The 23,368-nt window shown below is 75.3% G+C and carries 22 protein-coding genes; 12 read left to right on the top strand and 10 right to left on the bottom strand.

Annotation, left to right across the window (positions count from 1 at the left end):
- The first annotated feature begins 107 nt into the window (after window positions 1-107).
- On the top strand, window positions 108-2,171 hold the full coding sequence (locus BXA05_RS01025; protein WP_076404036.1) for an ABC1 kinase family protein: 2,064 nt from the start codon (window positions 108-110) through the stop codon (window positions 2,169-2,171).
- A gap of 2 nt (window positions 2,172-2,173) precedes the next feature.
- Here BXA05_RS01025 and BXA05_RS01020 read toward each other — a convergent pair whose 3' ends face one another.
- Both BXA05_RS01020 and BXA05_RS01015 read right to left on the bottom strand, forming a co-directional pair.
- Window positions 2,174-3,127 (bottom strand): universal stress protein, encoded by a 954-nt coding sequence (locus BXA05_RS01020; RefSeq protein WP_076403393.1) that lies wholly within the window; start codon window positions 3,125-3,127, stop codon window positions 2,174-2,176.
- Between the two features lie 170 nt (window positions 3,128-3,297).
- Window positions 3,298-3,945 carry a hypothetical protein gene (locus tag BXA05_RS01015; RefSeq protein ID WP_206154073.1) on the bottom strand — a complete coding sequence of 216 codons (648 nt, stop codon included), beginning with the start codon at window positions 3,943-3,945 and terminating at the stop codon, window positions 3,298-3,300.
- A gap of 280 nt (window positions 3,946-4,225) precedes the next feature.
- On the opposite strand from BXA05_RS01015, the gene BXA05_RS01010 reads away from it, so the two are divergent.
- From BXA05_RS01010 to BXA05_RS00975, 8 genes are all read left to right on the top strand, one after another.
- Window positions 4,226-6,793 (top strand): ATP-dependent Clp protease ATP-binding subunit, encoded by a 2,568-nt coding sequence (locus BXA05_RS01010; RefSeq protein WP_031315080.1) that lies wholly within the window; start codon window positions 4,226-4,228, stop codon window positions 6,791-6,793.
- 520 nt (window positions 6,794-7,313) lie between these two features.
- Window positions 7,314-8,432 carry an ABC transporter substrate-binding protein gene (locus tag BXA05_RS20195; protein WP_076403391.1) on the top strand — a complete coding sequence of 373 codons (1,119 nt, stop codon included), beginning with the start codon at window positions 7,314-7,316 and terminating at the stop codon, window positions 8,430-8,432.
- Complete coding sequence (locus BXA05_RS01000; protein ID WP_043652698.1) at window positions 8,429-9,292, top strand: ABC transporter permease; 864 nt, start codon at window positions 8,429-8,431, stop codon at window positions 9,290-9,292. The genes BXA05_RS20195 and BXA05_RS01000 overlap by 4 nt, the downstream gene beginning before the upstream one ends.
- The gene (locus BXA05_RS00995) at window positions 9,268-10,086 is read left to right on the top strand and encodes an ABC transporter ATP-binding protein (RefSeq protein WP_061266614.1); all 819 of its coding nucleotides are present in this window, start codon (window positions 9,268-9,270) and stop codon (window positions 10,084-10,086) included. Before BXA05_RS01000 ends, BXA05_RS00995 begins: the two co-directional genes overlap by 25 nt.
- Complete coding sequence (locus BXA05_RS00990) at window positions 10,083-11,492, top strand: LLM class flavin-dependent oxidoreductase (protein WP_076403390.1); 1,410 nt, start codon at window positions 10,083-10,085, stop codon at window positions 11,490-11,492. The genes BXA05_RS00995 and BXA05_RS00990 overlap by 4 nt, the downstream gene beginning before the upstream one ends.
- Window positions 11,489-12,565, top strand: a complete 1,077-nt coding sequence (locus tag BXA05_RS00985) for an LLM class flavin-dependent oxidoreductase (RefSeq protein ID WP_076403388.1) — start codon at window positions 11,489-11,491, stop codon at window positions 12,563-12,565. Before BXA05_RS00990 ends, BXA05_RS00985 begins: the two co-directional genes overlap by 4 nt.
- Before the next feature lie 78 nt (window positions 12,566-12,643).
- Window positions 12,644-13,516 carry a methyltransferase gene (locus BXA05_RS00980; RefSeq protein WP_076403386.1) on the top strand — a complete coding sequence of 291 codons (873 nt, stop codon included), beginning with the start codon at window positions 12,644-12,646 and terminating at the stop codon, window positions 13,514-13,516.
- A 155-nt stretch (window positions 13,517-13,671) separates the two neighbouring features.
- The gene (locus BXA05_RS00975; RefSeq protein WP_076403385.1) at window positions 13,672-14,214 is read left to right on the top strand and encodes a hypothetical protein; all 543 of its coding nucleotides are present in this window, start codon (window positions 13,672-13,674) and stop codon (window positions 14,212-14,214) included.
- Window positions 14,215-14,217: 3 nt separating this feature from the next.
- On the opposite strand, the gene BXA05_RS00970 is transcribed toward BXA05_RS00975, so the two are convergent.
- Entirely contained in the window at window positions 14,218-14,934 is a 717-nt protein-coding gene (locus tag BXA05_RS00970) for a uridine kinase family protein (protein WP_342065083.1), read from the bottom strand.
- Window positions 14,935-15,006: 72 nt separating this feature from the next.
- Between BXA05_RS00970 and BXA05_RS00965 the strand changes: the two genes are divergently transcribed.
- Window positions 15,007-15,696 carry an NUDIX hydrolase gene (locus tag BXA05_RS00965; RefSeq protein WP_076403383.1) on the top strand — a complete coding sequence of 230 codons (690 nt, stop codon included), beginning with the start codon at window positions 15,007-15,009 and terminating at the stop codon, window positions 15,694-15,696.
- Between the two features lie 64 nt (window positions 15,697-15,760).
- Here the strand turns inward: BXA05_RS00965 and BXA05_RS00960 are convergent, their stop codons facing one another.
- From BXA05_RS00960 to BXA05_RS00950, 3 genes are read right to left on the bottom strand one after another with little or no spacing between them, the layout of a single operon-like run.
- The gene (locus BXA05_RS00960) at window positions 15,761-16,426 is read right to left on the bottom strand and encodes a LutC/YkgG family protein (RefSeq protein WP_076403382.1); all 666 of its coding nucleotides are present in this window, start codon (window positions 16,424-16,426) and stop codon (window positions 15,761-15,763) included.
- A complete protein-coding gene (locus tag BXA05_RS00955) occupies window positions 16,423-18,033 on the bottom strand; it encodes a LutB/LldF family L-lactate oxidation iron-sulfur protein (RefSeq protein ID WP_170963114.1) in 1,611 nt (536 codons plus the stop codon). The genes BXA05_RS00960 and BXA05_RS00955 overlap by 4 nt, the downstream gene beginning before the upstream one ends.
- Entirely contained in the window at window positions 18,030-18,824 is a 795-nt protein-coding gene (locus BXA05_RS00950; protein ID WP_076403380.1) for a (Fe-S)-binding protein, read from the bottom strand. The genes BXA05_RS00955 and BXA05_RS00950 overlap by 4 nt, the downstream gene beginning before the upstream one ends.
- A 174-nt stretch (window positions 18,825-18,998) precedes the next feature.
- On the opposite strand from BXA05_RS00950, the gene BXA05_RS00945 reads away from it, so the two are divergent.
- The gene (locus BXA05_RS00945; RefSeq protein ID WP_076403379.1) at window positions 18,999-19,703 is read left to right on the top strand and encodes a FadR/GntR family transcriptional regulator; all 705 of its coding nucleotides are present in this window, start codon (window positions 18,999-19,001) and stop codon (window positions 19,701-19,703) included.
- Window positions 19,704-19,745: 42 nt separating this feature from the next.
- Here BXA05_RS00945 and BXA05_RS00940 read toward each other — a convergent pair whose 3' ends face one another.
- The 4 genes from BXA05_RS00940 to BXA05_RS00930 all read right to left on the bottom strand — a co-directional run bounded on the left by BXA05_RS00940 (window position 19,746) and on the right by BXA05_RS00930 (window position 22,169).
- On the bottom strand, window positions 19,746-21,077 hold the full coding sequence (locus tag BXA05_RS00940; RefSeq protein WP_076404034.1) for an RNA polymerase sigma factor: 1,332 nt from the start codon (window positions 21,075-21,077) through the stop codon (window positions 19,746-19,748).
- Between the two features lies 1 nt (window position 21,078).
- Window positions 21,079-21,435, bottom strand: a complete 357-nt coding sequence (locus tag BXA05_RS00935) for a YciI family protein (RefSeq protein WP_009862891.1) — start codon at window positions 21,433-21,435, stop codon at window positions 21,079-21,081.
- Window positions 21,435-21,608: a hypothetical protein gene (locus BXA05_RS19915; protein ID WP_170963113.1), complete on the bottom strand. Its 174-nt coding sequence runs from the start codon at window positions 21,606-21,608 to the stop codon at window positions 21,435-21,437. Before BXA05_RS19915 ends, BXA05_RS00935 begins: the two co-directional genes overlap by 1 nt.
- A gap of 144 nt (window positions 21,609-21,752) precedes the next feature.
- Window positions 21,753-22,169, bottom strand: coding sequence for a TIGR03618 family F420-dependent PPOX class oxidoreductase (locus BXA05_RS00930; protein WP_076403377.1), 417 nt, complete (start codon window positions 22,167-22,169; stop codon window positions 21,753-21,755).
- Between the two features lie 124 nt (window positions 22,170-22,293).
- Between BXA05_RS00930 and BXA05_RS00925 the strand changes: the two genes are divergently transcribed.
- Window positions 22,294-23,319 carry a 3-oxoacyl-[acyl-carrier-protein] synthase III C-terminal domain-containing protein gene (locus tag BXA05_RS00925; RefSeq protein WP_061266668.1) on the top strand — a complete coding sequence of 342 codons (1,026 nt, stop codon included), beginning with the start codon at window positions 22,294-22,296 and terminating at the stop codon, window positions 23,317-23,319.
- The last annotated feature ends 49 nt before the right edge of the window (window positions 23,320-23,368 follow it).

The raw sequence follows: 23,368 nt of genomic DNA, 5'->3' as shown, positions 1-23,368 counted from the left end.
CCATGCCGCGGCCGTGCGGCGCTGGTCGCCGCGACAGGCTCGGGCGGGCGGGGCGCGCCGGTGGCGCGTGCTGGTGGTCTGCCGTGCGGTCCGGAAGAGTGGCCGCCATGCAGGTGGTCTCCGGTCTCCTCGTCGGTCTGTTCGGCCTCGTCTTCACCGTCGGCATGCTGCTGCTCCTCGCCGCGACGGCGCGGCGCGTCATGGGGGCGCCGGTCGGCTGGATCCGCTCGGCGGTCGTGGCACTCGCGATGCTGTCGGTCGCGTCCTGGGTGCTCACGGGCGGCCTGCTCGACGCCGGCTGGTCGCGCCCGGACGGGACGCTCACCGTCGCGCCGGGCGTCGCGCTCGTCGCCGTCGTGCTCGCGTTCGCGTGGGCGTTCGTGCTCGGGCTGTGCGTGCTCCTCGTGCTCGAGCTCCTCGTGCCGACGGGCTCCGTCCCGGGGCCGTGGCGCGCGCTCCGGGGGCTGCGCCAGGGCCGCCGCGAGACGCGGCGCTACGCCCAGATCCTGGGGATCGGCGTCCGGCACGGCCTCGGCGGGGCGCTCACGCGCGGGGCCCGGCAGCCGGACGGGTCGCGCCTGTCGCGCACCGACCAGCGGCGCCAGGCCGCCGCGCTGCGCGACGCCCTCAGCGACGCCGGCGTGACCTTCGTGAAGTTCGGCCAGGTGCTGTCCACGCGCCGGGACCTGCTCCCCGCCGCGTTCGCGGACGCGCTCGCCACGCTCCAGAGCGAGGTCCCGCCCGCGCCGTGGTCGCACGTGGAGGCGGCCGTCGCGGGCGCGCTCGGGCGCCCGGTCGACGAGGCGTTCGCCGACTTCTCGCCGGAGCCCCTCGCCTCGGCGTCCGTGGGCCAGGTCCACGCGGCCCGCCTGCTCGACGGGCGCGACGTCGTGGTCAAGGTGCAGCGCCCGGGCGCCCGTGCCCAGGTCGAGACGGATCTCGCGATCCTCGGGCGGCTCGCGCGCCGCATCGAGCGCGACACCGCGTGGGGCCGCTCGCTCGGCGTCGTCGACCTCGCCGACGGCTTCGCCGCGTCGCTGCGCGAGGAGCTCGACTACACGGTCGAGCTGGAGAACACGCTCGCGCTGCGCGCCGCGCTCGCGCGGGGAGCGGCGGGGGACCGGCGCCCCGACGACGCCGCCGACCCGGGCGCAGGGCCGCGCGTCCGGGTCCCCGACGTCTACCCCGAGCTCTCCGGCACGACGCTGCTCGTCATGGAACGGCTCGACGGCGTTCCCCTCGGCCGCGCCGCGGACGTGCTCGCGGGCCTCGACGACGCCGTGCGCGCCGACCTCGCCTCCCGCCTCCTCACCGCGACGCTCGAGCAGGTGCTGGTCGCGGGCACCTTCCACGCCGACCTCCACCCCGGGAACGTGCTCGTCACCGCCGACGGCCGTCTCGGCCTGCTCGACATGGGCTCCGTCGGCCGGCTCGGCGAGCCCGACCGGCTCGCGCTCGCGGCGGTGCTGCTCGCGGTCGACGCCGACGACGCCGTCGCCGCGACCGACGCCCTCCTGGAGCTGCTCGACGCCCCGGTCGACCTCGACGTGCGCCGCCTGGAGCGCGCCGTCGGGCAGGTGATCGTGCGGTTCCGCGGCGCCGGCGCGAGCGGCGCGATGTTCACCGCGCTGTTCCGGCTCGTCACCGACGCGGGCCTCGCCGTCCCGTCGCAGGTCGCCGCCGCGTTCCGCACGTTCACGTCGCTGGAGGGCACGCTGCGCCTGCTCGACCCCGGGTTCGACCTCGTCGCCGGGGCCCGCGCGACCGCGCAGCCGCTCGTGCGGCGCGTCGTGACGCCGGAGGGCCTGCGCGAGCGGGCGACGAGCCTGTTCCTCGGCCTCGCGCCCGAGCTGGAACGGCTCCCGCGCCGGCTCGCGAAGATCACGAGCGACGTCGAGGCCGGGCGGCTCACCGTCAACGTCCGCTCGTTCGCGCACCCCGAGGACCGCGCGTTCCTCACCGGCCTCGTGCAGCAGGTCGTGTCCACCGTCATTGCTGCCGCGGCCGTCGTCGCGGCGGTCGTGCTGGTCTCCGCGGACTCCGGCCCCGAGCTCGTCGAGGGCCTGCGCCTGTTCGCCGTGCTCGGTGCGGCGCTCGGGTTCGTGGGCACCGTGCTCGCCGTGCGCGTCCTCGTGTTCGCGTTCCGGGGGACGGCCGCTCGGCGCGGGTGACCTCAGTCGTCGTGCGCGCCCGACGGGTGCGTCGCGTCCGCGGGTCGCACGACCGTGACCGGGCAGTGCGCGTACTCGACCGCGTGCCGGCTCACCGAGCCCAGGAGCAGCCGGTCGAACCCGCCGACGCCGCGGTTGCCGAGCACGAGCCGCTCCGCGCGCGACGACGCCTCGATGACCCCCTTCGCGGCGTGCACGTGCTGCACGCTGCGCACGAGGCGGTCGTCGGGCAGGTCGACCCCCGCCGCCTCGAGCGCGGCGTCGAGCTTCTGGGCGGCGAACTTCTCGTAGTCGTCGATGGGCGGCGTCCATCCCCACGAGTCGGGCAGGGGCGCGAGCGAGACGATCTGCCAGCAGAACAGGGCCTCGAGCGTCGCGCCCGTGCGCCGCGCGACGTCGGCGCCGTGCCGCAGCGCCTGGACCGACGTCGACGACCCGTCGACCCCGACGACGACGGGCCGCGCGTGGTCGTGGCGCACGTCGGGCGTCCCGCGCACCACGGTCACGGGGACGGTCGCGTGCTGCACGACGGCGGTCGGCACCGACCCGAGGACCATCCGACCGAGGCGGCCCCGGCCGCAGCGGCCGAGGACGAGCAGGTCGGCGTCGTCGCCGTCGGCGGCGTCGGGCCGCACGTCGTCCTGGGCGGCCTGCGCGACGCGTGGCTGGGCGAGGGCGAGCAGGACGGCCGCGGGGCTGCCGCGCTCGGCGACGGCCGTCGCGGTCACCGCGTCCGGGCCGATCCCCGTGCGGGCGCGCGCGGCGTCGAGCCACTCCTGGGCGAGCGCCCGCTTCTCCTCGGCCGCCGCGTCGGGGCCGTCGCCCGGCCCCTGCCGCGACTCGAACGCGAGCACCGCCGTCAGGGGCACCGCCCGGTCCGCCGCCTCGCGCAGCGCCCAGTCGAGCGCGCCGCCCGACTCCTCCGACCCGTCGACACCGACGATCACGCCGCGCATCTCGCCACCTCCGCCCGGTCGGCCGACCGCGTGCGCCGTCGGCGTGCTGTCCCCGACGCCGTCGGCGGCGCCGGTGCTGACTCGACCCTAGGCCGCGGGGACGCGAGGCGCCCGGGACGGGCGTCCCGAGGTGGTGGACGAGAGTCCCGCGGCGGGGCGCGTGGAGCCGGTCAGAACCGCGGGTCGGGCTCGTCCTGGAGGATGTTGCGCAGGGGGCGGGTGACCACGTCGACCCGCGCGAGCAGGTCCGCCGGGCCCGAGACCACCAGCGCCCGGTCCCCGACCGGCACGTACGCCGCGGCGTGCTCCCGCACGGTGACGTACAGGCAGGGGCGGGTCTCGCCGTCGACCCGGAACGTGGTGCGCACGACGGGCGCGACGTCCACCTCCTCGACGATCGCGCGCATCGCGGCGCGGTACTCCTGGTAGGAGTCGAGGAAGTCGTCGTCGCCGGGGGTGTCCGAGTGCAGGGGCGCGGCGAGCGCCCCGCTGAGCGCGGTGCGGGCGATGTCCTCGGCCTGCTCGTCGTGCGCGGCCCGCACCCGCAGCGTCTCGACGTCGAGCGTCTCGCCCGTGAACGACACGTAGGAACGCAGGAAGCGCTCCTCAGCCGGGTCGTGCGCCCCGTGGCCGGCGCCCGTGAGCGTCTCCTCGTCGAGGTCGAGGCCCCAGGTGAGCGGGTCGTCGACCTCCGCGACAGCGCCGTGGAACCGCGCGACCACCTGCTCCCACGACGCGGCCGAGCCCGCGGGGCGTGCCTCTCGCTCGTCCGCGTCCGGTGCGGGGGTGTCCTCCGGCGGCTGGTCCGGTTGGTGCATCGCTCTCGCCACCCTTCTGGACGTCGTGCGGGGCGCACTCCCGAGCCTGCCCGTGGCGCGGGCCGCGGTCAACGCCCCCGGCGCGTGTCGGGCCGGGTGATCTCCGCCGTCGTGCACCCGCGACCGCCCGGCAGGTCACGGCGCGACCCCTCTTTCACGCCCCTGGCGAACAACGGCATACGGAGGGGGTGCGGCTCGTTCGAACCGCATAGAGTCAATGCGGTCAGGCTTGTACCCGTCGTCCGGCGGGCAGGTGTACGCCGCTCACGAGGAGCAGCACATGTTCGAGAGATTCACAGACCGAGCCCGTCGGGTCGTCGTCCTCGCCCAGGAAGAGGCGCGGATGCTCAACCACAACTACATCGGCACCGAGCACATCCTCCTCGGCCTCATCCACGAGGGCGAGGGTGTCGCGGCCAAGGCGCTGGAGTCCCTCGGGATCTCCCTCGACGGCGTCCGCACCCAGGTGACCGAGATCATCGGCGAGGGCCAGCAGGCCCCGAGCGGGCACATCCCGTTCACGCCGCGCGCCAAGAAGGTGCTCGAGCTGTCGCTGCGCGAGGCGCTCCAGCTCGGCCACAACTACATCGGCACCGAGCACATCCTGCTCGGCCTCATCCGCGAGGGCGAGGGCGTCGCCGCCCAGGTCCTGACGAAGATGGGCGCCGACCTCAACAAGGTGCGCCAGCAGGTCATCCAGCTCCTGTCCGGCTACCAGGGCAAGGAGCCGGTCGCCGCCGGCGGTCCCACCGAGGGCCAGCCGTCCGGCTCGGCCGTGCTCGACCAGTTCGGGCGCAACCTCACCCAGGCTGCGCGCGAGGGCAAGCTCGACCCGGTCATCGGGCGCAGCCTCGAGATCGAGCGCGTCATGCAGGTGCTGAGCCGCCGCACCAAGAACAACCCCGTCCTCATCGGCGAGCCCGGCGTCGGCAAGACGGCCGTCGTCGAGGGCCTCGCCCAGGACATCGTCCGCGGGGACGTTCCCGAGACGCTCAAGGACAAGCAGCTCTACACGCTCGACCTCGGCGCGCTCGTGGCCGGCTCGCGCTACCGCGGCGACTTCGAGGAGCGCCTGAAGAAGGTCCTCAAGGAGATCCGCACGCGCGGCGACATCATCCTGTTCATCGACGAGATCCACACCCTCGTCGGGGCGGGTGCCGCCGAGGGCGCGATCGACGCCGCGAGCATCCTCAAGCCGATGCTCGCGCGCGGCGAGCTGCAGACCATCGGCGCGACGACGCTCGACGAGTACCGCAAGCACGTCGAGAAGGACCCGGCCCTGGAGCGCCGCTTCCAGCCCATCCAGGTCGCCGAGCCGTCGCTCCCGCACGCCATCGAGATCCTCAAGGGCCTGCGCGACCGCTACGAGGCGCACCACCGCGTGTCCATCACGGACTCCGCGCTCGTCTCCGCGGCCACGCTCGCGGACCGGTACATCAACGACCGGTTCCTCCCGGACAAGGCGATCGACCTCATCGACGAGGCGGGCGCGCGCCTGCGCATCCGCCGCATGACGGCCCCGCCGGAGCTCAAGGAGCTCGACGAGGAGATCGCCGAGGCGCGCCGCGAGAAGGAGTCCGCGATCGACGCGCAGGACTTCGAGAAGGCCGCCGGCCTGCGCGACAAGGAGAAGCAGCTCACCGCGAAGCGCGCCGACAAGGAGAAGGCGTGGAAGTCCGGTGACCTGGACACCGTCGCGGAGGTGGACGAGGAGCTGATCGCCGAGGTCCTGGCCATGGCCACGGGCATCCCGGTCTTCAAGCTCACCGAGGAGGAGTCCAGCCGCCTGCTCAACATGGAGGACGAGCTGCACAAGCGCGTCGTCGGCCAGGAGGCCGCGATCAAGGCGCTGTCGCAGGCCATCCGCCGGACGCGTGCGGGCCTCAAGGACCCGAAGCGCCCCGGTGGGTCGTTCATCTTCGCCGGCCCCACGGGCGTCGGGAAGACGGAGCTGGCCAAGGCGCTCGCCGAGTTCCTCTTCGGGGACGAGGACGCGCTCATCCAGCTCGACATGTCGGAGTTCTCCGAGAAGCACACCGTCTCGCGGCTGTTCGGCTCGCCCCCCGGCTACGTCGGGTACGACGAGGGTGGCCAGCTCACCGAGAAGGTGCGGCGCAAGCCGTTCTCGGTCGTCCTGTTCGACGAGGTGGAGAAGGCCCACGCGGACATCTTCAACTCGCTCCTGCAGATCCTCGAGGACGGTCGCCTGACCGACTCGCAGGGCCGCGTCGTGGACTTCAAGAACACCGTCATCATCATGACGACCAACCTCGGCACGCGGGACATCGCCAAGGGCGTCCAGACCGGCTTCAACGCCGGCGGCGACCTGGTCACGTCCTACGAGCGCATGAAGGCGAAGGTCAACGACGAGCTCAAGCAGCACTTCCGGCCGGAGTTCCTCAACCGCGTCGACGACGTGGTGGTCTTCCCGCAGCTCTCGCAGGCCGAGATCATCCAGATCGTCGACCTGATGATCGCCCGTCTCGACGCCCGCCTGCGGGACAAGGACATGGGCATCGAGCTCACGCAGCCCGCGAAGCAGCTCCTCGCCGAGAAGGGCTACGACCCGGTCCTGGGTGCTCGTCCGCTGCGCCGCGCGATCCAGCGCGACATCGAGGACGTGCTCTCGGAGAAGATCCTGTTCGGCGAGCTCAAGGCCGGCGAGATCGTCCTGGTCGACGCCGAGGGCGAGGGCCTGCTCGGAGAGTTCACCTTCCGGGGTGTCTCGAAGGGCGAGCACGACCGCGGCCCGGTGAGCGTGGGCGCGGCCGCGGCGCTCGACGCCCCCACCGGCGTCTCGGTCCGCGACCTGCCCCCGACGGGCGAGCTGCAGGCCGGCGCGGAGTGACGCACTCCTGAACGCCTGACACACGGGCCCCGATCCTCCTCCGGGAGGGTCGGGGCCCGTCGTCGTCCCGGCGCCCCTCGCCCGCCGAGCAGGTGGTCGTGGCGCGTCCGGGACGACCGACGCACCACCATCGCCTGCTCGGCCGACACGGACCGCCTGGTCGGCGGGCGAGGGGCCGTTGCACGGCGTTACGTCTGCTCTTGTCGTGGGACGGGGGGCGACGGCCCTTTGCGGGGTCTGCGCACGCTGGCACAGTCGCCCGCATGCCGACGACACCGGGGGGCCTCGTCGCCCTCCCCGCCACCGACGCCGGGCACGTGCCCGGACTCGCGTGTCGTCGCGCCCTGCGTGCGCGCCTGCGCCGTCGGGCCGCGTGTCGTCCGACCGCGTGCCGCTGAGCACCCCCACGCACTGACCGACGGCCGCCCCGGGCCGCCGTCGGGCCGTCCCACCACCCTCCCGCGCACGGCACCCGCGCGCCCTCGTGCGTCCCCGTGCGCTCTCCCTGAGAGGACCCGTCATGCCTGCTTCCCCGCTCCGTCCGTCCGCACCGCCCGGCCGCCGGAGGGCGACGGCCGTCGCGCTCGGTCTCGTCGCGCTCCTCGCCGCCGGTGCGTGCAGCACCGCCGAGGCGTCCGGAGGCGGTGACCCGACCGACGGCGGCACGCTCGCCCCGGACGCCGAGCTGCCCACCGAGGTGCCGGAGGGCACCGTCCTGCGGGTCGGCGACCCGACGACGCAGAAGGCGTTCGAGCTCGCGGGCGACGACCTGGACAGCGACTTCTCGTTCGAGATCGAGTGGGCCAACATCTCGGGCGGCCCGGCGACGACGGAGGCGTTCCGGGCCGGGTCGCTCGACGTCGGCGCCGTCGCGGAGATCCCGCCGATCCACGCGACGTGGACGGGCCTGGACGTGCAGGTCTACGCGTCCGTCTACCGGGAGAACTGGGAGGACGCGCCGGTCTACGAGTTCGCGGGGGCGCCGGGGGTCGAGCTCGACTCGCTCGAGGACTTCCGCGGTCACCGCATCGCGTTCAGCCCGGGCCAGGCGCAGGGGGCGATCGTCCTCAAGGCGCTGCAGGAGGCCGGGCTCACGCAGGACGACGTCGAGCTCGTCGAGCTCCCGAGCACGGGCGACGTCTACTCGACGGCCCTCGCGGCGGGCGAGGTCGACGTCGCGCCGCTCGGCGGCACGCAGCTCTTCCGGTACCTCGCGACGTACGAGGCCGACGGCGCGACGTCGGTCCAGCACCACCTGCGCGACGACGCGTCGCACCTCTACGGCCCGACCGAGGTCGTGCGCGACCCGGCCAGGGCGGCGGCGCTGCGGGAGTACGTCGCCGCGTGGGCGGCCGCGAAGATCTGGGTCGCGGAGCACCCCGAGGAGTGGAAGCAGGGCTACTACATCGAGGACCAGGGGCTGAGCGAGGAGGACGCGCAGTATCTCGTCGACCACGCGCCGGTCCCGGACGTCCCGTCCGACCTCACGGAGGGCATCGAGCGCACGCAGGCGACGGTCGACCTGCTCGCGGCGGAGCTCGACGAGCAGCCGCTCGACGCGGCGGACCTGTTCGACGTGCGCTTCGGCCCGGTCGCGGGCGAGGCGGCGGCTGCCGCGCGGGACGGGGGCGCGCAGTGAGCGCCGCGGTCGTCGAGCGGGTCGACGTCGCGGTCCCGCGGGACGACGCCGCGCCGTCGACCCCGGCGGACGTGCGACCGCGCGGCACGCGCCTCGGGCTCGGCCGGCCGGTCCCGCTCGCGGCGCTCGTCGGGGTCACGCTCCTCGCGGTCGTCTGGTCGGTGGGGTCCGCGACGGGGCTCGTCGACCCGCGCGTGCTGTCCGCGCCGTGGACGGTCGTCTCGACGGGCGCGGAGCTCGTCGCGAACGGCAAGCTCGGGGCGCACCTCGGCGTCTCCCTGACGCGCGCCGCGCTCGGGCTCGCGGCCGGCATCGTCGCGGGCGTCGTGCTCGCGCTGGCCGCTGGGCTGAGCCGGGTCGGCGACGCCGTGCTCGACGGCCCGATCCAGGTCAAGCGCGCCATCCCCAACCTCGCGCTCCTGCCGCTGCTCATCCTGTGGTTCGGCATCGGCGAGGAGATGAAGGTCATCACCATCGCGCTCGGCGTCTTCATCCCCATCTACCTGCACACGCACAACGGCCTGCGCGCGATCGACAGCCGCTACGTCGAGCTCGCCGAGACGGTGCAGCTCTCGCGGTGGCAGTTCGTGCGCCGCGTCATCCTGCCGGGCGCGCTGCCCGGTTTCTTCCTCGGCCTGCGGTTCGCGGTCACGGGGTCGATGCTCGCGCTCGTCGTCGTCGAGCAGGTCAACGCGACGGCCGGGATCGGCTACATGATGGAGCTCGCCCGGACGTACGGGCAGACGGAGATCATCCTCGTCGGCCTCGTGGTCTACGGCGTGCTGGGCTACTCCGCGGACCTCGCCGTCCGCCTCCTGCAGAGGAGGGTGCTCTCGTGGCGGCGCACGCTGGAGGACTGACCGCGCAGGAGGCCCGCCCGACGGCGCCGGGCGCGGCCGTGCGGGTCCGCTCGCTCGTCCGGTCGTACGGGGAGCAGCGCATCCTCGACCACCTCGACCTCACCGTGGACGACGGCGAGTTCGTCGCGATCCTGGGCCGGTCCGGCTCGGGCAAGAGCACGCTCCTGCGCGCGCTCGCCGCGCTCGACCACGGGGTCGCGGGCTCGGGCGAGGTCGTCGTGCCGGACCAGGTGTCCGTCGTCTTCCAGGACTCGCGGCTCCTCCCGTGGGCGCGCGTGCTGGACAACGTGGTGCTCGGTCTCGACGCCGGGGCGCGCGGGCGGAGCGCCGCGCGGGACGCCGGCCGCGCGAGCCTCGCGGAGGTCGGCCTGGCCGGGCGCGAGCGCGCGTGGCCGAACGAGCTCTCGGGCGGCGAGCAGCAGCGCGTGTCGCTCGCCCGTTCGCTCGTGCGCTCGCCGCGGCTCCTGCTCGCCGACGAGCCGTTCGGCGCGCTCGACGCCCTGACGCGCATCCGGATGCACGCCCTGCTGCGCGACCTGTGCGCGCGGCACCGCCCCGCGGTCCTGCTCGTCACGCACGACGTGGACGAGGCGATCGTGCTCGCGGACCGCGTCGTCGTGCTCGACGAGGGGCGGATCGCGGCCGAGCGCCGCGTCGACCGGAGCTACGGCCCCACCGAGGCCCGCGACCCCGCCGACCCCCGCTTCGCCCGGCTCCGCACCGAGCTGCTCGACGCGCTCGGCGTCGTCCGCGACGCCCCGACCACCCCCGACCGGAAGGACACCGCCGCATGACCCGCCACGCCTCCTCGGGCCACCGCCCCGGCCGCCTGCACCTCAACGCGTTCCTCATGAGCACGGGCCACCACGAGGCGTCGTGGCGCCTGCCCGAGAGCGACCCGTCGTGGACCTCGACGAACATCGCGCACCTGCAGCGCCTCGCGCAGGTCGCGGAGGCGGGGAAGCTCGACTCGATCTTCTTCGCGGACGGCCCCGGGCTGCGGTCCGACGTCGGGCGCCGCCCGGCGGGCTCGCTCGACCCGCTCATCGTCCTGACGGCGATCGCGACCGTGACCGAGCGCATCGGCCTCATCGCGACGGCGTCGACGACGTACAACTCGCCCTACAACCTCGCGCGGCGCTTCGCGTCGATCGACCACGTCTCGGGCGGCCGCGCCGGGTGGAACGTCGTCACGACGGCCGGGCCGGAGATCGCGCGGAACTTCGGCCTCGACGACCAGCCGGCGCACGCCGTGCGGTACGAGCGCGCGGCCGAGTTCCTCGACGTCGCGTTCCGGCTCTGGGACTCGTGGGAGGACGACGCCGTGCTCGCCGACAAGGCCGCGGGCGTCTGGGCGGACCCGGCCAAGATCCACGGGCCCGCGCACGTCGGCACCCACTTCTCCGTGCACGGCGCGCTCACGACGCCGCGCTCGCCGCAGGCGCGCCCGCTCATCGTGCAGGCCGGGTCGTCCGAGGACGGCAAGGACCTCGCCGCGCGCTACGCCGAGGCGGTGTTCACCGCGCACCAGACGCTCGCCGACGCCCAGGCGTTCTACTCCGACCTCAAGGCCCGCGCGGTCGCCGTCGGGCGGGACCCGGGCACGGTGAAGATCCTGCCCGGCATCGTCCCCGTCATCGGGTCCACGGAGGCGGAGGCGCTCGCGCGGGAGCGCGAGCTCGACGAGCTCATCGTCCCCGAGTACGCGCGCGCCCAGCTCGCGAAGACGCTGCGCCTCGCGCCCGAGGACCTGCCGCTCGACCGCGAGCTTCCCGACGGCCTGCCCACCGAGGACGAGATCGAGGGGGCCAAGAGCCGGTACACGCTGATCGTCGAGCTCGCGCGCCGCGAGCGGCTCACGGTGCGCCAGCTCATCGGGCGCCTCGGCGGCGGGCGGGGCCACCGCACGTTCGCCGGCACGCCCGAGCAGGTCGCCGACGCGATCCAGGACTGGTACGACGCCGAGGCCGCCGACGGGTTCAACATCATGCCTGCGGTGCTGCCGTCGGGGCTCGAGCAGTTCGTCGAGCACGTGCTGCCCGTGCTGCGCGAGCGCGGCCTGTTCCGCACCGAGTACGAGGGCCGGACGCTGCGCGAGCACTACGGGCTCGAACGGCCCGCCAACCGCTACACGGACGCGGCCCCCACCGGGACGTCGCTCGACGGCGGGGCGCGAGTCGTCGAGGGGGCCTTCGCATGAGCGCGGAGCACCTCTGGTACATCCCGAACCAGGTGCGGCCGGGGCACCGCGGCGACGACACCACCGAGGACCACAACAGCCTCGACACCCTGACGAGCCACGCGCACGCCCTGGAACGCCACGGGTTCGCGGGCGCGCTGCTCGGGACGAGCTGGGGGCGTCCCGACACGTTCACGGTCGCGACGGCGCTCGCCGCCCGCACCACGACGTTCGAGCCGCTCGTCGCGATCCGGCCCGGGTTCTGGCGGCCCGCGCACTTCGCGTCCGCCGCCGCGACCCTCGACCACCTCAGCGGCGGCCGGCTGCGCGTCAACGTCGTGTCCGGCACCGACGGGCAGGAGGCGTACGGCGACGGCGAGGCCGACCCGGCGCACCGCTACGCCCGCACGCGCGAGTTCCTGCAGATCGTCCGCAGGCTGTGGACGCAGGAGGAGGTCACGTACGCGGGCCAGCACTTCTCGGTGACGCGCTCGTCGCTGGGGCCGCGGCCCGTCGTCCGCGGCGACCGCGCCCACCCGCGGATCTACTTCGGCGGCGCCTCGGAGGCGGCGGAGCGCGTCGCGGCGACCGAGGCCGACGTACAGCTCTTCTGGGGCGAGCCGCTCGACGGGATCACGGAGCGCATCGACCGGCTGAGGCGGCTGAGCGCCGAGCTCGGCCGTGAGCACGCACCGCTCGAGTTCGGGCTGCGCGTCACGACGTTCGTGCGGGACACGACCGAGGAGGCGTGGGCCGACGCCGAGGCGAAGGTCGCGCAGCTCGCGGCCCGGTCGCCGGAGCGCGAGGCGTGGTCGGCCCGCGACCGGGGGCGGAGCACCGCCGTCGGGCAGCAGCGCCTGCTCGACCTGGCCGAGCGGGGCGAGGTGCTCGACGACAACCTGTGGACCGCCCCGGGCCGGTTCGGCGGCGGGGGAGCGGGCACGACGTGGCTCGTCGGCTCGGCGGGCGACGTCGCGAAGTCGCTGCGGCGCTACCAGGACCTCGGCGTGACGCACTTCGTCCTGTCCGACACCCCGTACCTGCGCGAGATCGAGCGCCAGGGCACCCGGCTCCTCCCGCTCCTGCGCGACTGACGGTCAGCGTCGCCGGGATCGGTCGCCGGGATCGGTCGGCGGTCCCCGGGCGGTGATACCCGGAGTACCGTCCGGAGCGTGGACCAGAGCCGGCTCGACGACCTCACCGCCCGCCTGCGTGCCGCCGGGTGCGTCTTCGCGGAGGACGAGGCCGCGCTCCTCGCCGAGCGGGCCGACGACGCCGCGCACCTCGAGGCGCTCGTCGCGCGCCGGGTCTCGGGCGAGCCGCTCGAGCACGTCCTCGGGTACGTCGACTTCCACGGGCTGCGGGTCGCCGTCGACCCCGGGGTGTTCGTGCCGCGCCAGCGCACCACGCTGCTCGTCGACGAGGCGGTCGCGCTCGCGCGGCGGGCCGGGCGACCTGCCCGGCTGCCCGACGGCGGCCCGGGCAGCGGCCCCGGCGGTCGCCCCGAGGGCGGCTCAGACGGCCGGACGGTCGTCGTCGACCTGTGCTGCGGCGCCGGGGCGCTGGGGCTCGCGACCGCGGTGAGCCTCGGCGGCGACGAGACCGTCGCGCTGCACGCGAGCGACGTGGACCCGGCCGCCGTCGCGTGCGCGGCGCGCAACGTCGCGGCCGTCGGTGGGACCGCGTACGAGGGCGACCTCTTCGACCCTCTGCCCGCCGGTCTGCGCGGGCGGGTCGACCTCCTCCTCGCCAACGTGCCGTACGTGCCGTCGGGCGAGATCCCGCTGCTGCCGCGCGAGGCGCGCGACCACGAGGCGCACGTCGCCCTCGACGGCGGCGGCGACGGGCTGGACGTGCTGCGCCGCGTCGCGACCGAGGCGCCCGCCTGGCTCGCCCCCGGCGGTCACCTGCTCACCGAGTCCGGCGAGCGTCAGGCAGCGGGCGCCGTCGCGGTGCTCGGCCGCGCCGGGCTGGTCGCGCGCGTCGTCCGGGACGACGACATCGGCGCGACGATCGTCGTCGGGACGCTCCCCGCCGAGACGTGAGAAGTGGCCCCCGCGACGCGCGGGTCAGGGGCCACTTCTCACGTCTCGGCAGGCTCGTCGAGGGGGGACGTGCGCCGTGGTGCAAGGCGCGGGCCGTCCGTGACACAGAGTGGACGAGGGCCCGACGGGCGGGCGGGCCGCGAGAGGGGACGTCGGTGAGCACCGCACGAGCGCGACGGCGCGCGCACGGCCTGGCCGGTGCGCTGCTCGTCGCCGTGCTCCCGGCGTGCAGCGGTCCGGGAGGTCTGGTCACCGCGTGCCCGGCGGTCGGGTACTCGGCTCGCCTGGAGGTCCGGCTCGACGACTCCTGGCCGGACCGCGACGCGTACGGCGTCACGGTGGCCTGCGTCGGCGCCGACCCCTGCGCGCTCGTGCGCGACGGTACGCTCCGGCCCGGCCCGGAGCCGGCCCCCACGACGATCCCGGTCGATCCGGTCGACCCGGTCCCGCCCCAGGCCGTCGAGACCTCGCCCGAGCCGAGCGGAGAGGCGCAGGACGCGCCGTCCGTCGGCGAGTGGACCGGGTCCGCGCTGAACGGTCCGGTCGGCACGGTCGTCGTCCGTGTCGTCGAGGTCGCCTCGGGGGACGTCGTCGTCGAGCGCGAGATCGACCCGACGTGGGAGAGCGCGGACGGTGCCGACTCGGAGTGCGGCGGACCGTCGGTCGCGACGATCGAGGTCGCCGCCCCGCCGGGGTGACGCCTACGCCGAGGCGGGCCGCAGCAGTGCGCGGATCTCCTTCTCGGCCTGCGCGGGCGTGAGCGCGCGGCAGCCGAGCGACTCCCAGTGCCGCACGAGCGCGGGCTCGGCGCGCAGCAGCGCCCACCCGCGCCGGAACAGGGTGAGCGGCGGCTTGCGCATCTCGGCGAGGTCGCGCAGGAGGCGGAACCAGAACGTCACGAGGCGCGGTCGGTAGAGGCAGATCGCGTCGGCCAGCACGTCCTGCGCGCGGCAGGCCGCGACGATCTCCGCCGCGAAGATGCCCTCCGCCAGGACGACGCGCGAGCCCGTGACGTCGACGTGGGTCGTGCCGGTGCGGCGCGACGTCGGGATGTCGTAGACCGGCACGTCGGCGTGGCCCGTGCGCGCGAGGTCGACGAGCGCCGCGACCGCGCCCTCGGCGTCCCACGAGCGGGGGTCGTCCCAGTCCACGATGCCGAACCGCTGCGGCAGGTCGGGGTGGTCGTGGTCGAGGTAGAAGTCGTCGAGCGCGACGACCGGGAGCCCGAGCCGGCGGGTGAGCGACGTCTTGCCCGAGCCCGACGCCCCGGTGAGCAGCACGATCCGCGTCGGGACCTCGCGCGACCCGGGCGGGAGGTCGAACAGCGCCGGGTCCCCGGCGGGTCCGGTCGGCACCGGGCCGGTCCGGGTGACGGCGTCGGTGGGGCCGCCGTCGACATCGTGCTGAGGGTCGCTCACGGGACACCATTGTCGCAGCGTCCGGCGCGAGCCCCGAGGCGGGGCGTCGGGTGCGGCGCGTAGCCTTCCCCGGTGACCCCTCCGGACCCCGCCGCCCTGCTCGCCCGCGACGCCCTCGACCGCCTCGACCGCTGGGAGCCCGTGGATCCCCGTCAGGAGGCGCTCGCGGCGGAGTACCGCGCGTTCGTCCGCGGCGACGCCGGCCCGCGCGCCGAGGCGGTGCGGCGCGACGGCGGTCCGCAGCACCTCACGGCGAGCTGCTTCGTGCTCAGTCCCGGTCTCGACCGCGTGCTGCTGTGCTTCCACCGCAAGGGCCGGTTCTGGGTCCAGGTGGGCGGCCACACCGAGCCGGAGGACACGACGCTCGCCGGTGCGGCCTACCGCGAGGCGCGCGAGGAGAGCGGCATCGAGGACCTCGTCCCGTTCGACCCGGACCCCGAGCCGGGCGTCCCGCTCGACGCGGATCCCGAGCCGGGTGCGGAGTCCGTGGTCGGGGCCGACGCCGCGCCGTCCGCCCCGGTCGATGTGCACCGGCACGACCTCGCCGCGGCGTTCGGCACCTGCCGGACGCACTGGGACGTCGGGTTCGTCGCGTTCGCCGACCCGGACGCGCGCACGGTCGTCAGCGACGAGAGCGAGGACGTCGCGTGGTTCCCGGTGGACGCGCTGCCGCCCGGCACGCCCGACGACTTCCCCGTCCGCCTGGCGACGGTCCTCGCGGAGGTGCGCCACCGCCGTCGGGCAGGACTCCCCGCGAGGTAGAGCCCCGGTCGCGCGAGGTAGAGCCCTGGTCACGACCAGGGCTCTACCTCGGCGGACCGGGGCTCTACCTCGGCGGGGCGAGGACGACGTGGAGGGTGCGGGGGCCGTGCACGCCCTCGACGCGGGAGAGCTCGATGTCGCTCGTCGCGCTCGGGCCGCTGATCCAGGTCTGCGGGCGCCCGGGGTGCGCGGCGAGCAGGCGCACGGCCTCGGGCACGGTCTGCACCACCTGGTCCGTGCGCACGACGCACACGTGCAGGTCGGGGACGAGCGTGATCGCCCGGCGGCCCTGGTCGGGCTCGCCGTCGAGCACGATCGTCCCGGTGTCGCCTACCGCGACGCGCGCCGCCGTGACGACGGCGTCCGTGCGGTCGAGCTCGTCGGGCGTGCGCGGGTCGTCGCGCGCGTCCCGCACGACGGCGGTCCCGGCGCCCAGGCCCGCGAGCCATGCCTCGTCGAGACCGGCCGGCACGACGACGGACGTCGCGTCGGCGAGCAGGTCGCCGACGACCGTGGCCACGTCCGCCGACGTCTCGGCGCGGTGCACGTGCGCCCGGTAGTCGACGAGCCGGTCGACGAGCACGTCCACGACCTCGGGCGAGCCCGGGGCGAGCTCGCCGTGCTCGCGATAGGCGCGCGGCACGCTGCCCGACGCCGCGGGGCCGCCCGCCGCCGTCGACCCGCCGAGCGCGGTGCGCACGCGGGCGAGGACGTCGTCGCGCGCGCTCACCGGTCCTCACCTCCCTCGGTGCGGGGCTCGTCGGCCGGGCGGTCGCGCCACCAGTCGCGGAAGGTCTGCTTCGCGGGCGCCGGGAGGTCGCGCGAGCGGGTCCACGCGGACGCGGGCGGGGGGAGGGTCGAGATCCGGCCCTTCGGACCGGCGACCAGGCGCCCGACCCCCGCCGCCTTCTCCGCGAGCTCGAACCGGCGCGCGTCGGACATGACGAACGAGGCCGCCTTCATCGCTGCGCCCCACCCGGTGGGGCGGCCGCGGTCGGCGTCGACCTCGCGCGCCCGGAGCTCGACGAGGATCGACGGGATGTCGATCTTCACGGGGCACACCTCGTAGCACGCGCCGCACAGCGTCGAGGCGTAGGGGAGCGACGCGTTGGGGTCGTGGTGGCCGGAGAGGCCGCCGGAGGACTTCGTGAGCTGCGGCGTGAGGATCGCGCCGATCGGGCCGGGGTACACCGACCCGTACGCGTGGCCGCCCACCCGCTCGTACACCGGGCACACGTTGAGGCACGCGGAGCAGCGGATGCAGTGCAGCGCGGCCCGCCCGACCTCGTCGGCGAGGACGTCGGTCCGCCCGTTGTCGAGCAGCACGAGGTGGAACTCCTGCGGGCCGTCGCCGGGCGTGACGCCCGTCCACAGGGACGTGTAGGGGTTCATGCGCTCGCCCGTGGACGACCGCGGCAGGAGCTGGAGGAACACCTCCAGGTCGGTGTACGTGGGCACGACCTTCTCGATCCCCATGACCGTGATGAGGGTCTCGGGGAGCGTGAGGCACATGCGGCCGTTGCCCTCGGACTCGACGACGGTCAGCGTCCCCGTGTCCGCGACGCCGAAGTTCGCGCCGCTGATCGCGACCTTCGCCGAGAGGAACTTGCGGCGCAGGTGGGCGCGCGCGGCCATCGCGAGCTCGCGCGGGACGTCCGACAGGTCCGGCGGGGCGTCGCCCATGCGGGCGAGGAAGATCTCGCGGATCTCCGCCCGGTTGCGGTGGATCGCGGGCACGAGGATGTGCGACGGCATGTCGTCGGCGAGCTGCACGATGAGCTCCGCGAGGTCCGTCTCGTACGCCGCGATCCCCTCGGCGGCGAGCGCCTCGTTGAGCCCGGTCTCCTGCGTCGCCATGGACTTCACCTTGACGACCTCGTCGACCCCCTTGGCCTTGACGAGGTCCGCGACGATCCGGTTGGCCTCGTCCGCGTCGCGCGCCCAGTGCACGACGCCGCCGCGCGCCACGACGTTGCGCTCCAGCTCCTCGAGGAGCTCGGGCAGGCGCGCCATGACGTCGGTCTTGATCGCGGAGCCCGCGTCGCGCAGCGCCTCCCAGTCCGGCACCTCGCCGACGACGGCGGCGCGCTTGGCGCGGATGGTCGACGTCGCGTGCGCGAGGTTGCGCCGCAGCTGCGTGTTCTGGAGCGCCTCGCGCGCCGCGTCGGGGAACGACCCGCCCCAGCGCAGCGGGGCGTCCGGGTGCGGCACGTCGCCGAACGCGTCCGACGCCGCCCCCGCACCCGCCGAGGTGCCGTGCCCGCCCGGGCGCGCGACGTCGTCGGGCAGGGTGCGCGCGCCGCGCCGGACGGGCAGGCCGAGGAACGTGCGGCTCACCGAGCACCCCCGCGCGTCGTCGGGCCGACCCCGGCGGGAGCGGGCGTGTCCTTGGTGGACGCGAGGATCTCGGCGAGGTGCAGCGTGCGGACGCCCGCGCGGATGCGCGACAGGCCGCCGCCGATGTGCATGAGGCACGACGCGTCGCCCGCGGCGAGGACCTCGGCGCCCGTCGACTTCACGTGCGTCATCTTGTCGGCGAGCATCGCCGTCGAGGTCTCCGCGTTCTTCAGCGCGAACGTGCCGCCGAACCCGCAGCACTCCTCCGCCGCGGGCAGCTCGACGAGGTCGATGCCCTCGACCGCGCGCAGGAGGCGCAGCGGCTTGTCGCCGACGTGGAGCATGCGCAGCGAGTGGCACGTCGGGTGGTAGGTGACCCGGTGGGGGAAGTAGGCGCCGACGTCGGTCACGCCGAGCACGTCGACGAGCAGCTCGGACAGCTCGTACGTCTTCGCGGCGACCGCGTCGGCGGTGCGCGCGAGGTCGTCGAGTCCGGCGCGCCGGCAGACCATGCCCTGCTGGTGGCGCACGGACCCGGTGCACGACCCGGACGGGACGACGATCGCGTCCCACTCGCCGTCGAGCACGGGGGAGAACGCCTCGACGTGGTTGCGCACCACGGGGACCGCCTCGTCGAGGTACCCCGTGTTGACGTGCATCTGGCCGCAGCAGGCCTGGCGCTCGGGGAAGAACACCTCGTGGCCGAGGCGCTCGAGGAGGAGGGCGGTGGCGCGCGGTGCCTGGGGGAACATCACGTCGCCGATGCAGGTCGCGGTGAGGGCTATGCGCATCAGGGCTCCGGGGGAGGCGAGTCGGGTCCAGTCTCGCCGGGCCGCGTCGGTGCCGCCTGCCGAGACCGCCGCGGTGAGGCGCCGCGGCTGTGGTCTGACCACAGGCCGTCCACTGTAGACCACGAGGGCGGCGTGGTCTGACCACAGCGTGCCGGGGTCGCCTACCCTGAGCGGGTGCGCACCCACGAACGCGTCCTCGCCCGCATCGAGGCGGACCTCGCCGCGGGCCGCTGGGCGCTCGGTGAGCGCCTCCCCGCCGAGCGCGCGCTCGCGGAGGAGCTCGGCGTCTCGCGGCCCTCGGTGCGCGAGGCGCTCCGCGTGCTCGAGGCCATGGGCATCGTGCGCACCGCCGTGGGCTCCGGGCCCGACGCCGGCGCCACCGTCGTCGACCGGCCCGCCGCCGGGCTGGGCGCGGCCGTGCGCCTGCACGTCGCGTCCGGGACGCTCGCGGTGCGCGACGTCGTCGAGACGCGCGTGCTGCTCGAGACGTGGGCGGTCCGGGCCGCAGGGGAGCGGGTCGGCGCGGGAGACGACGAGGCCGCGGCGACGCTCGCGGAGGCCGGAGAGCTGCTCGACCGCATGGACGACCCGACTGTGCCCGCGGCCGACTTCCGCGAGCTCGACGCGACGTTCCACGTGCTGCTCGTGCGGCTCGCGGGCAACGCGCTCGTCGAGGCCGTCATGACCGGGCTGCGCGGCGCGATCGAGTCGTACGTCGCCGCGGGCAGCGCCGCGCTCCCGTCGTGGGAGCGGACCGCGGCGCGCCTGCGCGCCGAGCACCGCGCGGTGCTCGGCGCCGTCGCGGGCGGCGACGGCGAGCGCGCGGCCCGCGCGGTGCGCGCCCACATCGAGGGCTTCTACGCCGAGACGGGCCTCTGAGCGGACCGTCGCGCGCGCGTCCCGCGACGGGTCTCGCGGCGGCTAGGCCGGTCTCGCGCGGGGCAGGTCGGACAGGCGGCGCTCCAGGAGGCGGCGGTCGCCCTCGCGGTCCACGAGCGTGAGGGCGCGGCGCAGGTCGACGGCAGCGTCCGCAGGGCGCCCGGCCCGGACGAGCAGCTCGGCGCGGACGGCGGGCAGCAGGTGGTAGCCCGCGAGCGCCTGCTCGTCCGCGAAGGCGTCGACAGCGGCAAGCCCCGCGTCCGCGCCGTGCACCTCCGCGACCGCGACCGCGCGGTTGAGCGCGACGACGGGCGAGCCGGTGAGGTCGAGCAGCACGTCGTAGAGACCGAGGATCTGCGGCCAGTCGGTCGCGGCCGCGTCGGTCGCCTCGTCGTGGAGCGCCGCGACGGCGGCCTGCACCTGGTACGGCCCGGGCCGCCCGACGGCGAGCGCCGCGTCCAGCGCGGCCAGCCCCTCGGCGATCTCGTCGTGCCGCCAGCGCGCGCGGTCCTGCTCGGCCAGGGTCCGCGTGACGCCGTCGGGGCCCACGCGCTCGTCGCGGCGCGCGTGCTGGAGCAGCAGCAGGGCGAGCAGCCCGCGGGCCTCGGGCTCGTCGTCGAGCAGGCGAGCGGTGAGCCGCGCGAGCCGGACGGCGACGTCGGCGAGCGCGCGCCGCTCGGCCGAGCCCTCGACGGCGTCGGCGGGCTCCGCCCAGGCGTCGTACCCCTCGGTGAACAGGACGTACAGCACCGCGAGGACGCCCTCGACGCGCTCGGCCCGCAGCGCGGACGGCGGCACGCGGAAGGTCATGCCGGTGGCGCGGATACGGCGCTTGGCCCGGACCAGGCGCTGCGCCATCGTCGCCTCGGGGACGAGGAAGGCGCGCGCGACCTGGGCGGTCGTCAGGCCGGTCAGCGACCGGAGGGTGAGCGCGACCCGCGCCTCGGCGGGCAGCGCCGGGTGGCAGCACGTGAAGAGCAGGCGCACGAGGTCGCCGTCCGGGTCGTCGGCGTCCCAGGGGTCGTCGTCGAGGCCGCGCGCGACCTGGTCGAGCACCGGGTCCGCGGCTCGGCCCCCGCCCCGGGGACCCGGGTCGACGCGCTCGCCCAGGCGGCCCGCGGCCGCGACCCGCTCCGCCTCGACCCGACGACGGCGCAGCACGTCGATCGCGTGGCGGCGCGCGGTCGTCGTCAGCCACGCGCCGGGACGCTCGGGCACGCCGTCGCGGCGCCACGTCCGGAGCGCCGCGGCGAACGCCTCCTGCGTGGACTCCTCGGCCAGGTCGAGGTCGCCCGTGCTGCGCGCGACGGCGCCGAGGACGCGTCCCCACTCGGTGCGGAACGCGTCCTCGACGGGGTCCGTCGCGGCCGGCAGGTCAGGACCCGTCGAGGTCCAGCGGCCACGCGGGGTGCAGCTCGATCGCGCCGCCGTACGCCATGGGGTGCTCGGACGCGATGGCGATCGCGGTGTCCAGGTCGGGCGCCTCAAGGACGTCGAAGCCCGCGATCGACTCCTTCGTCTCGGAGAACGGACCATCCGTGACGAGCACCTTGCCGCCCCGGACCCGCACGCCCACGGCGTCCTCGGGCGGGCGCAGCCGGTCGCCGACCACCGCGGCGCCGCTGCCGTAGTGCCGCCCGACCCACTCCCCGATCGGGGCCGCGGCCTCGGCCTCCTCGGGCGGCAGCCCCGGGTCGTCCGGGGTGCCGAGCACGAGCATGAGGTAGCGCATCAGAGGTCCTCCGCCCTCGTCGCCGCGGGCCGGCGGAGCGCCGTCGGCCCGGAGGACGCGACGTCGGCGGCGGACGTCCCGTCCCCGGCGCTGCGTCGCCCGTCACGGTACCGCGCACGGTCCGGCGGGTGCTCGCGGTCCGCCGCGAGGATCGTCTCCAGGAACGTCGTCATCGTGCCTCCTCCTCCCGCACGGCCCGGGCGGCCGTACGGGAGGACGACGAAGCCCGGTCGCCGAGATCGACACCTTTCTCGCGACCGTCCCTCGCGGGGCGTCGCAGTGCGGCCTCGGGGACGGACGGCGGGCGGCCGACGGCGCTACGCGTCGTCGCCGGCCTTCGCCTCGCCCCAGCCGTACCAGCGCTCGACCTCGACCCAGGCGCTGACGCGCGGGTCGGTGCGGTTCGCGTACTCGTGGCCGGTGTAGTGGCGCGAGATGCGGTCGATGTCGGCCAGGCCCTCGTCGGCGCGCAGCTCGACGACGCGACCGATGAGCGTCACCTGCGTGTACCAGTTCTCGTCGAGCACGGTGAGCGAGACCCGGGGGTCGTTGCGCAGGTGCTTGAGCCGCACGCGGGACTCGTCGAGGTTGACGAGCACGCGGCCGTCGTCCTCCCAGACGTACCAGGTCGCGGCGGTGACGGGCGCGCCGTCGGAGCGCACCGTCGCCATGACGGCGGCGTTCGGGCGGCGGAGCATCTCGACGAGACGGGAGGGCAGCGGCGGACGGGACACGACGGCTCCTTCGGTGGCACGACGGCGGACCTCCCGACGGTACGTCACGGGTGTGGCGCACGACCTCCCGGAGCCCCGCCCGGAGCGTTCTGACGACGAGCGGCCGCGTGACATGATCGTCCTCATGCTCACTCCCGCCACCGGCGCGGCCGGGTCGCGCATCGTCGGCCTCGGTCACTTCCAGCCCGAGAAGACGCTGACGAACGACGACATCGCGCAGCTCGTCGAGACCAACGACGAGTGGATCCGCTCGCGGACGGGCATCGTCACGCGGCACGTCGCGGACGACGACACGACCGTCGCCGACATGGCGACCGCGGCGGCACGCCACGCGCTCGACGACGCGGGCGTCGACCCGGCCGAGGTCGACCTCGTCGTCGTCGCCACGGCGACCGCGACGGACCGCTCGCCCAACACGGCGGGCCGCGTCGCATACCACCTGCGCACCGGCGTCATGCCCGGGCAGTCGACGCCCGAGGAGGCGTCCGAGCTCGACCTGCGGGGCGTCGTCGGGCCGGCGGTGCTCGACGTGAACGTCGCGTGCTCCGGTTTCGCCCACTCCGTCGGCCTCGCCGACCAGGCGATCCGCGGCGGCTCGGCGCGCACGGCCGTCGTGGTCGGCGCGGAGAAGCTCACCGCGTTCACCGACTGGACCGACCGCAGCACGTGCATCCTCACCGCGGACGGCGCGGGCGCGGCCGTGCTGCGCGCGACGGACGAGCCCGGCGTCGGCCCGGTGACCTGGGGCTCCGAGCCCGACCTCACCCCGGCCGTGCTCATCGAGGCGCCCCAGGAGAAGTTCGCCCAGGACGGCCGCGCCGTCTTCAAGTGGGCCATCACGCGCGCCGCCGAGCGTGCGCGCACCGTCGTGGAGCGCTCCGGCGTCTCGCTCGACGACATCGAGGTGCTCGTCGCGCACCAGGCCAACCTGCGCATCATCGAGCCGCTCGCGAAGGCGCTCGGGATGGAGTCGAAGGTCGTCGTCACGGACATCGTCGAGTCCGGCAACACGTCCGCGGCGTCCATCCCGCTCGGGCTCTCCAAGTGGTGGCACGCGGGCAAGATTCCCGCGGGCGTCCCCGCGCTGCTCTTCGGCTTCGGCGGCGGCTTCGCGTGGGCGGGGCAGGTCGTGGAGACCCCGACCCGCTGACGAGCGCTCGCCGTCGGCCCGGCTCCTGCGCCGGGCCGACGGCGATGCT

The organism is Cellulosimicrobium funkei, from assembly GCF_900155925.1.
Classification (GTDB): Bacteria; Actinomycetota; Actinomycetes; order Actinomycetales; family Cellulomonadaceae; genus Cellulosimicrobium; species Cellulosimicrobium funkei.
This window is presented reverse-complemented; position numbering and strand designations above follow the sequence as displayed.

Excerpts from the sequence above, each read along its gene's own strand:
- BXA05_RS19915 (WP_170963113.1), bottom strand. The coding sequence starts at position 21,608 with ATGACGACGTTCCTGGAGACGATCCTCGCGGCGGACCGCGAGCACCCG.
- BXA05_RS00985 (WP_076403388.1), top strand. The coding sequence starts at position 11,489 with ATGAGCGCGGAGCACCTCTGGTACATCCCGAACCAGGTGCGGCCGGGG.
- BXA05_RS00950 (WP_076403380.1), bottom strand. The coding sequence starts at position 18,824 with ATGCGCATAGCCCTCACCGCGACCTGCATCGGCGACGTGATGTTCCCC.
- BXA05_RS20195 (WP_076403391.1), top strand. The coding sequence starts at position 7,314 with ATGCCTGCTTCCCCGCTCCGTCCGTCCGCACCGCCCGGCCGCCGGAGG.
- BXA05_RS00935 (WP_009862891.1), bottom strand. The coding sequence starts at position 21,435 with ATGCGCTACCTCATGCTCGTGCTCGGCACCCCGGACGACCCGGGGCTG.
- BXA05_RS01025 (WP_076404036.1), top strand. The coding sequence starts at position 108 with ATGCAGGTGGTCTCCGGTCTCCTCGTCGGTCTGTTCGGCCTCGTCTTC.
- BXA05_RS00925 (WP_061266668.1), top strand. The coding sequence starts at position 22,294 with ATGCTCACTCCCGCCACCGGCGCGGCCGGGTCGCGCATCGTCGGCCTC.
- BXA05_RS00990 (WP_076403390.1), top strand. The coding sequence starts at position 10,083 with ATGACCCGCCACGCCTCCTCGGGCCACCGCCCCGGCCGCCTGCACCTC.
- BXA05_RS01020 (WP_076403393.1), bottom strand. The coding sequence starts at position 3,127 with ATGCGCGGCGTGATCGTCGGTGTCGACGGGTCGGAGGAGTCGGGCGGC.
- BXA05_RS01015 (WP_206154073.1), bottom strand. The coding sequence starts at position 3,945 with ATGCACCAACCGGACCAGCCGCCGGAGGACACCCCCGCACCGGACGCG.
- BXA05_RS01010 (WP_031315080.1), top strand. The coding sequence starts at position 4,226 with ATGTTCGAGAGATTCACAGACCGAGCCCGTCGGGTCGTCGTCCTCGCC.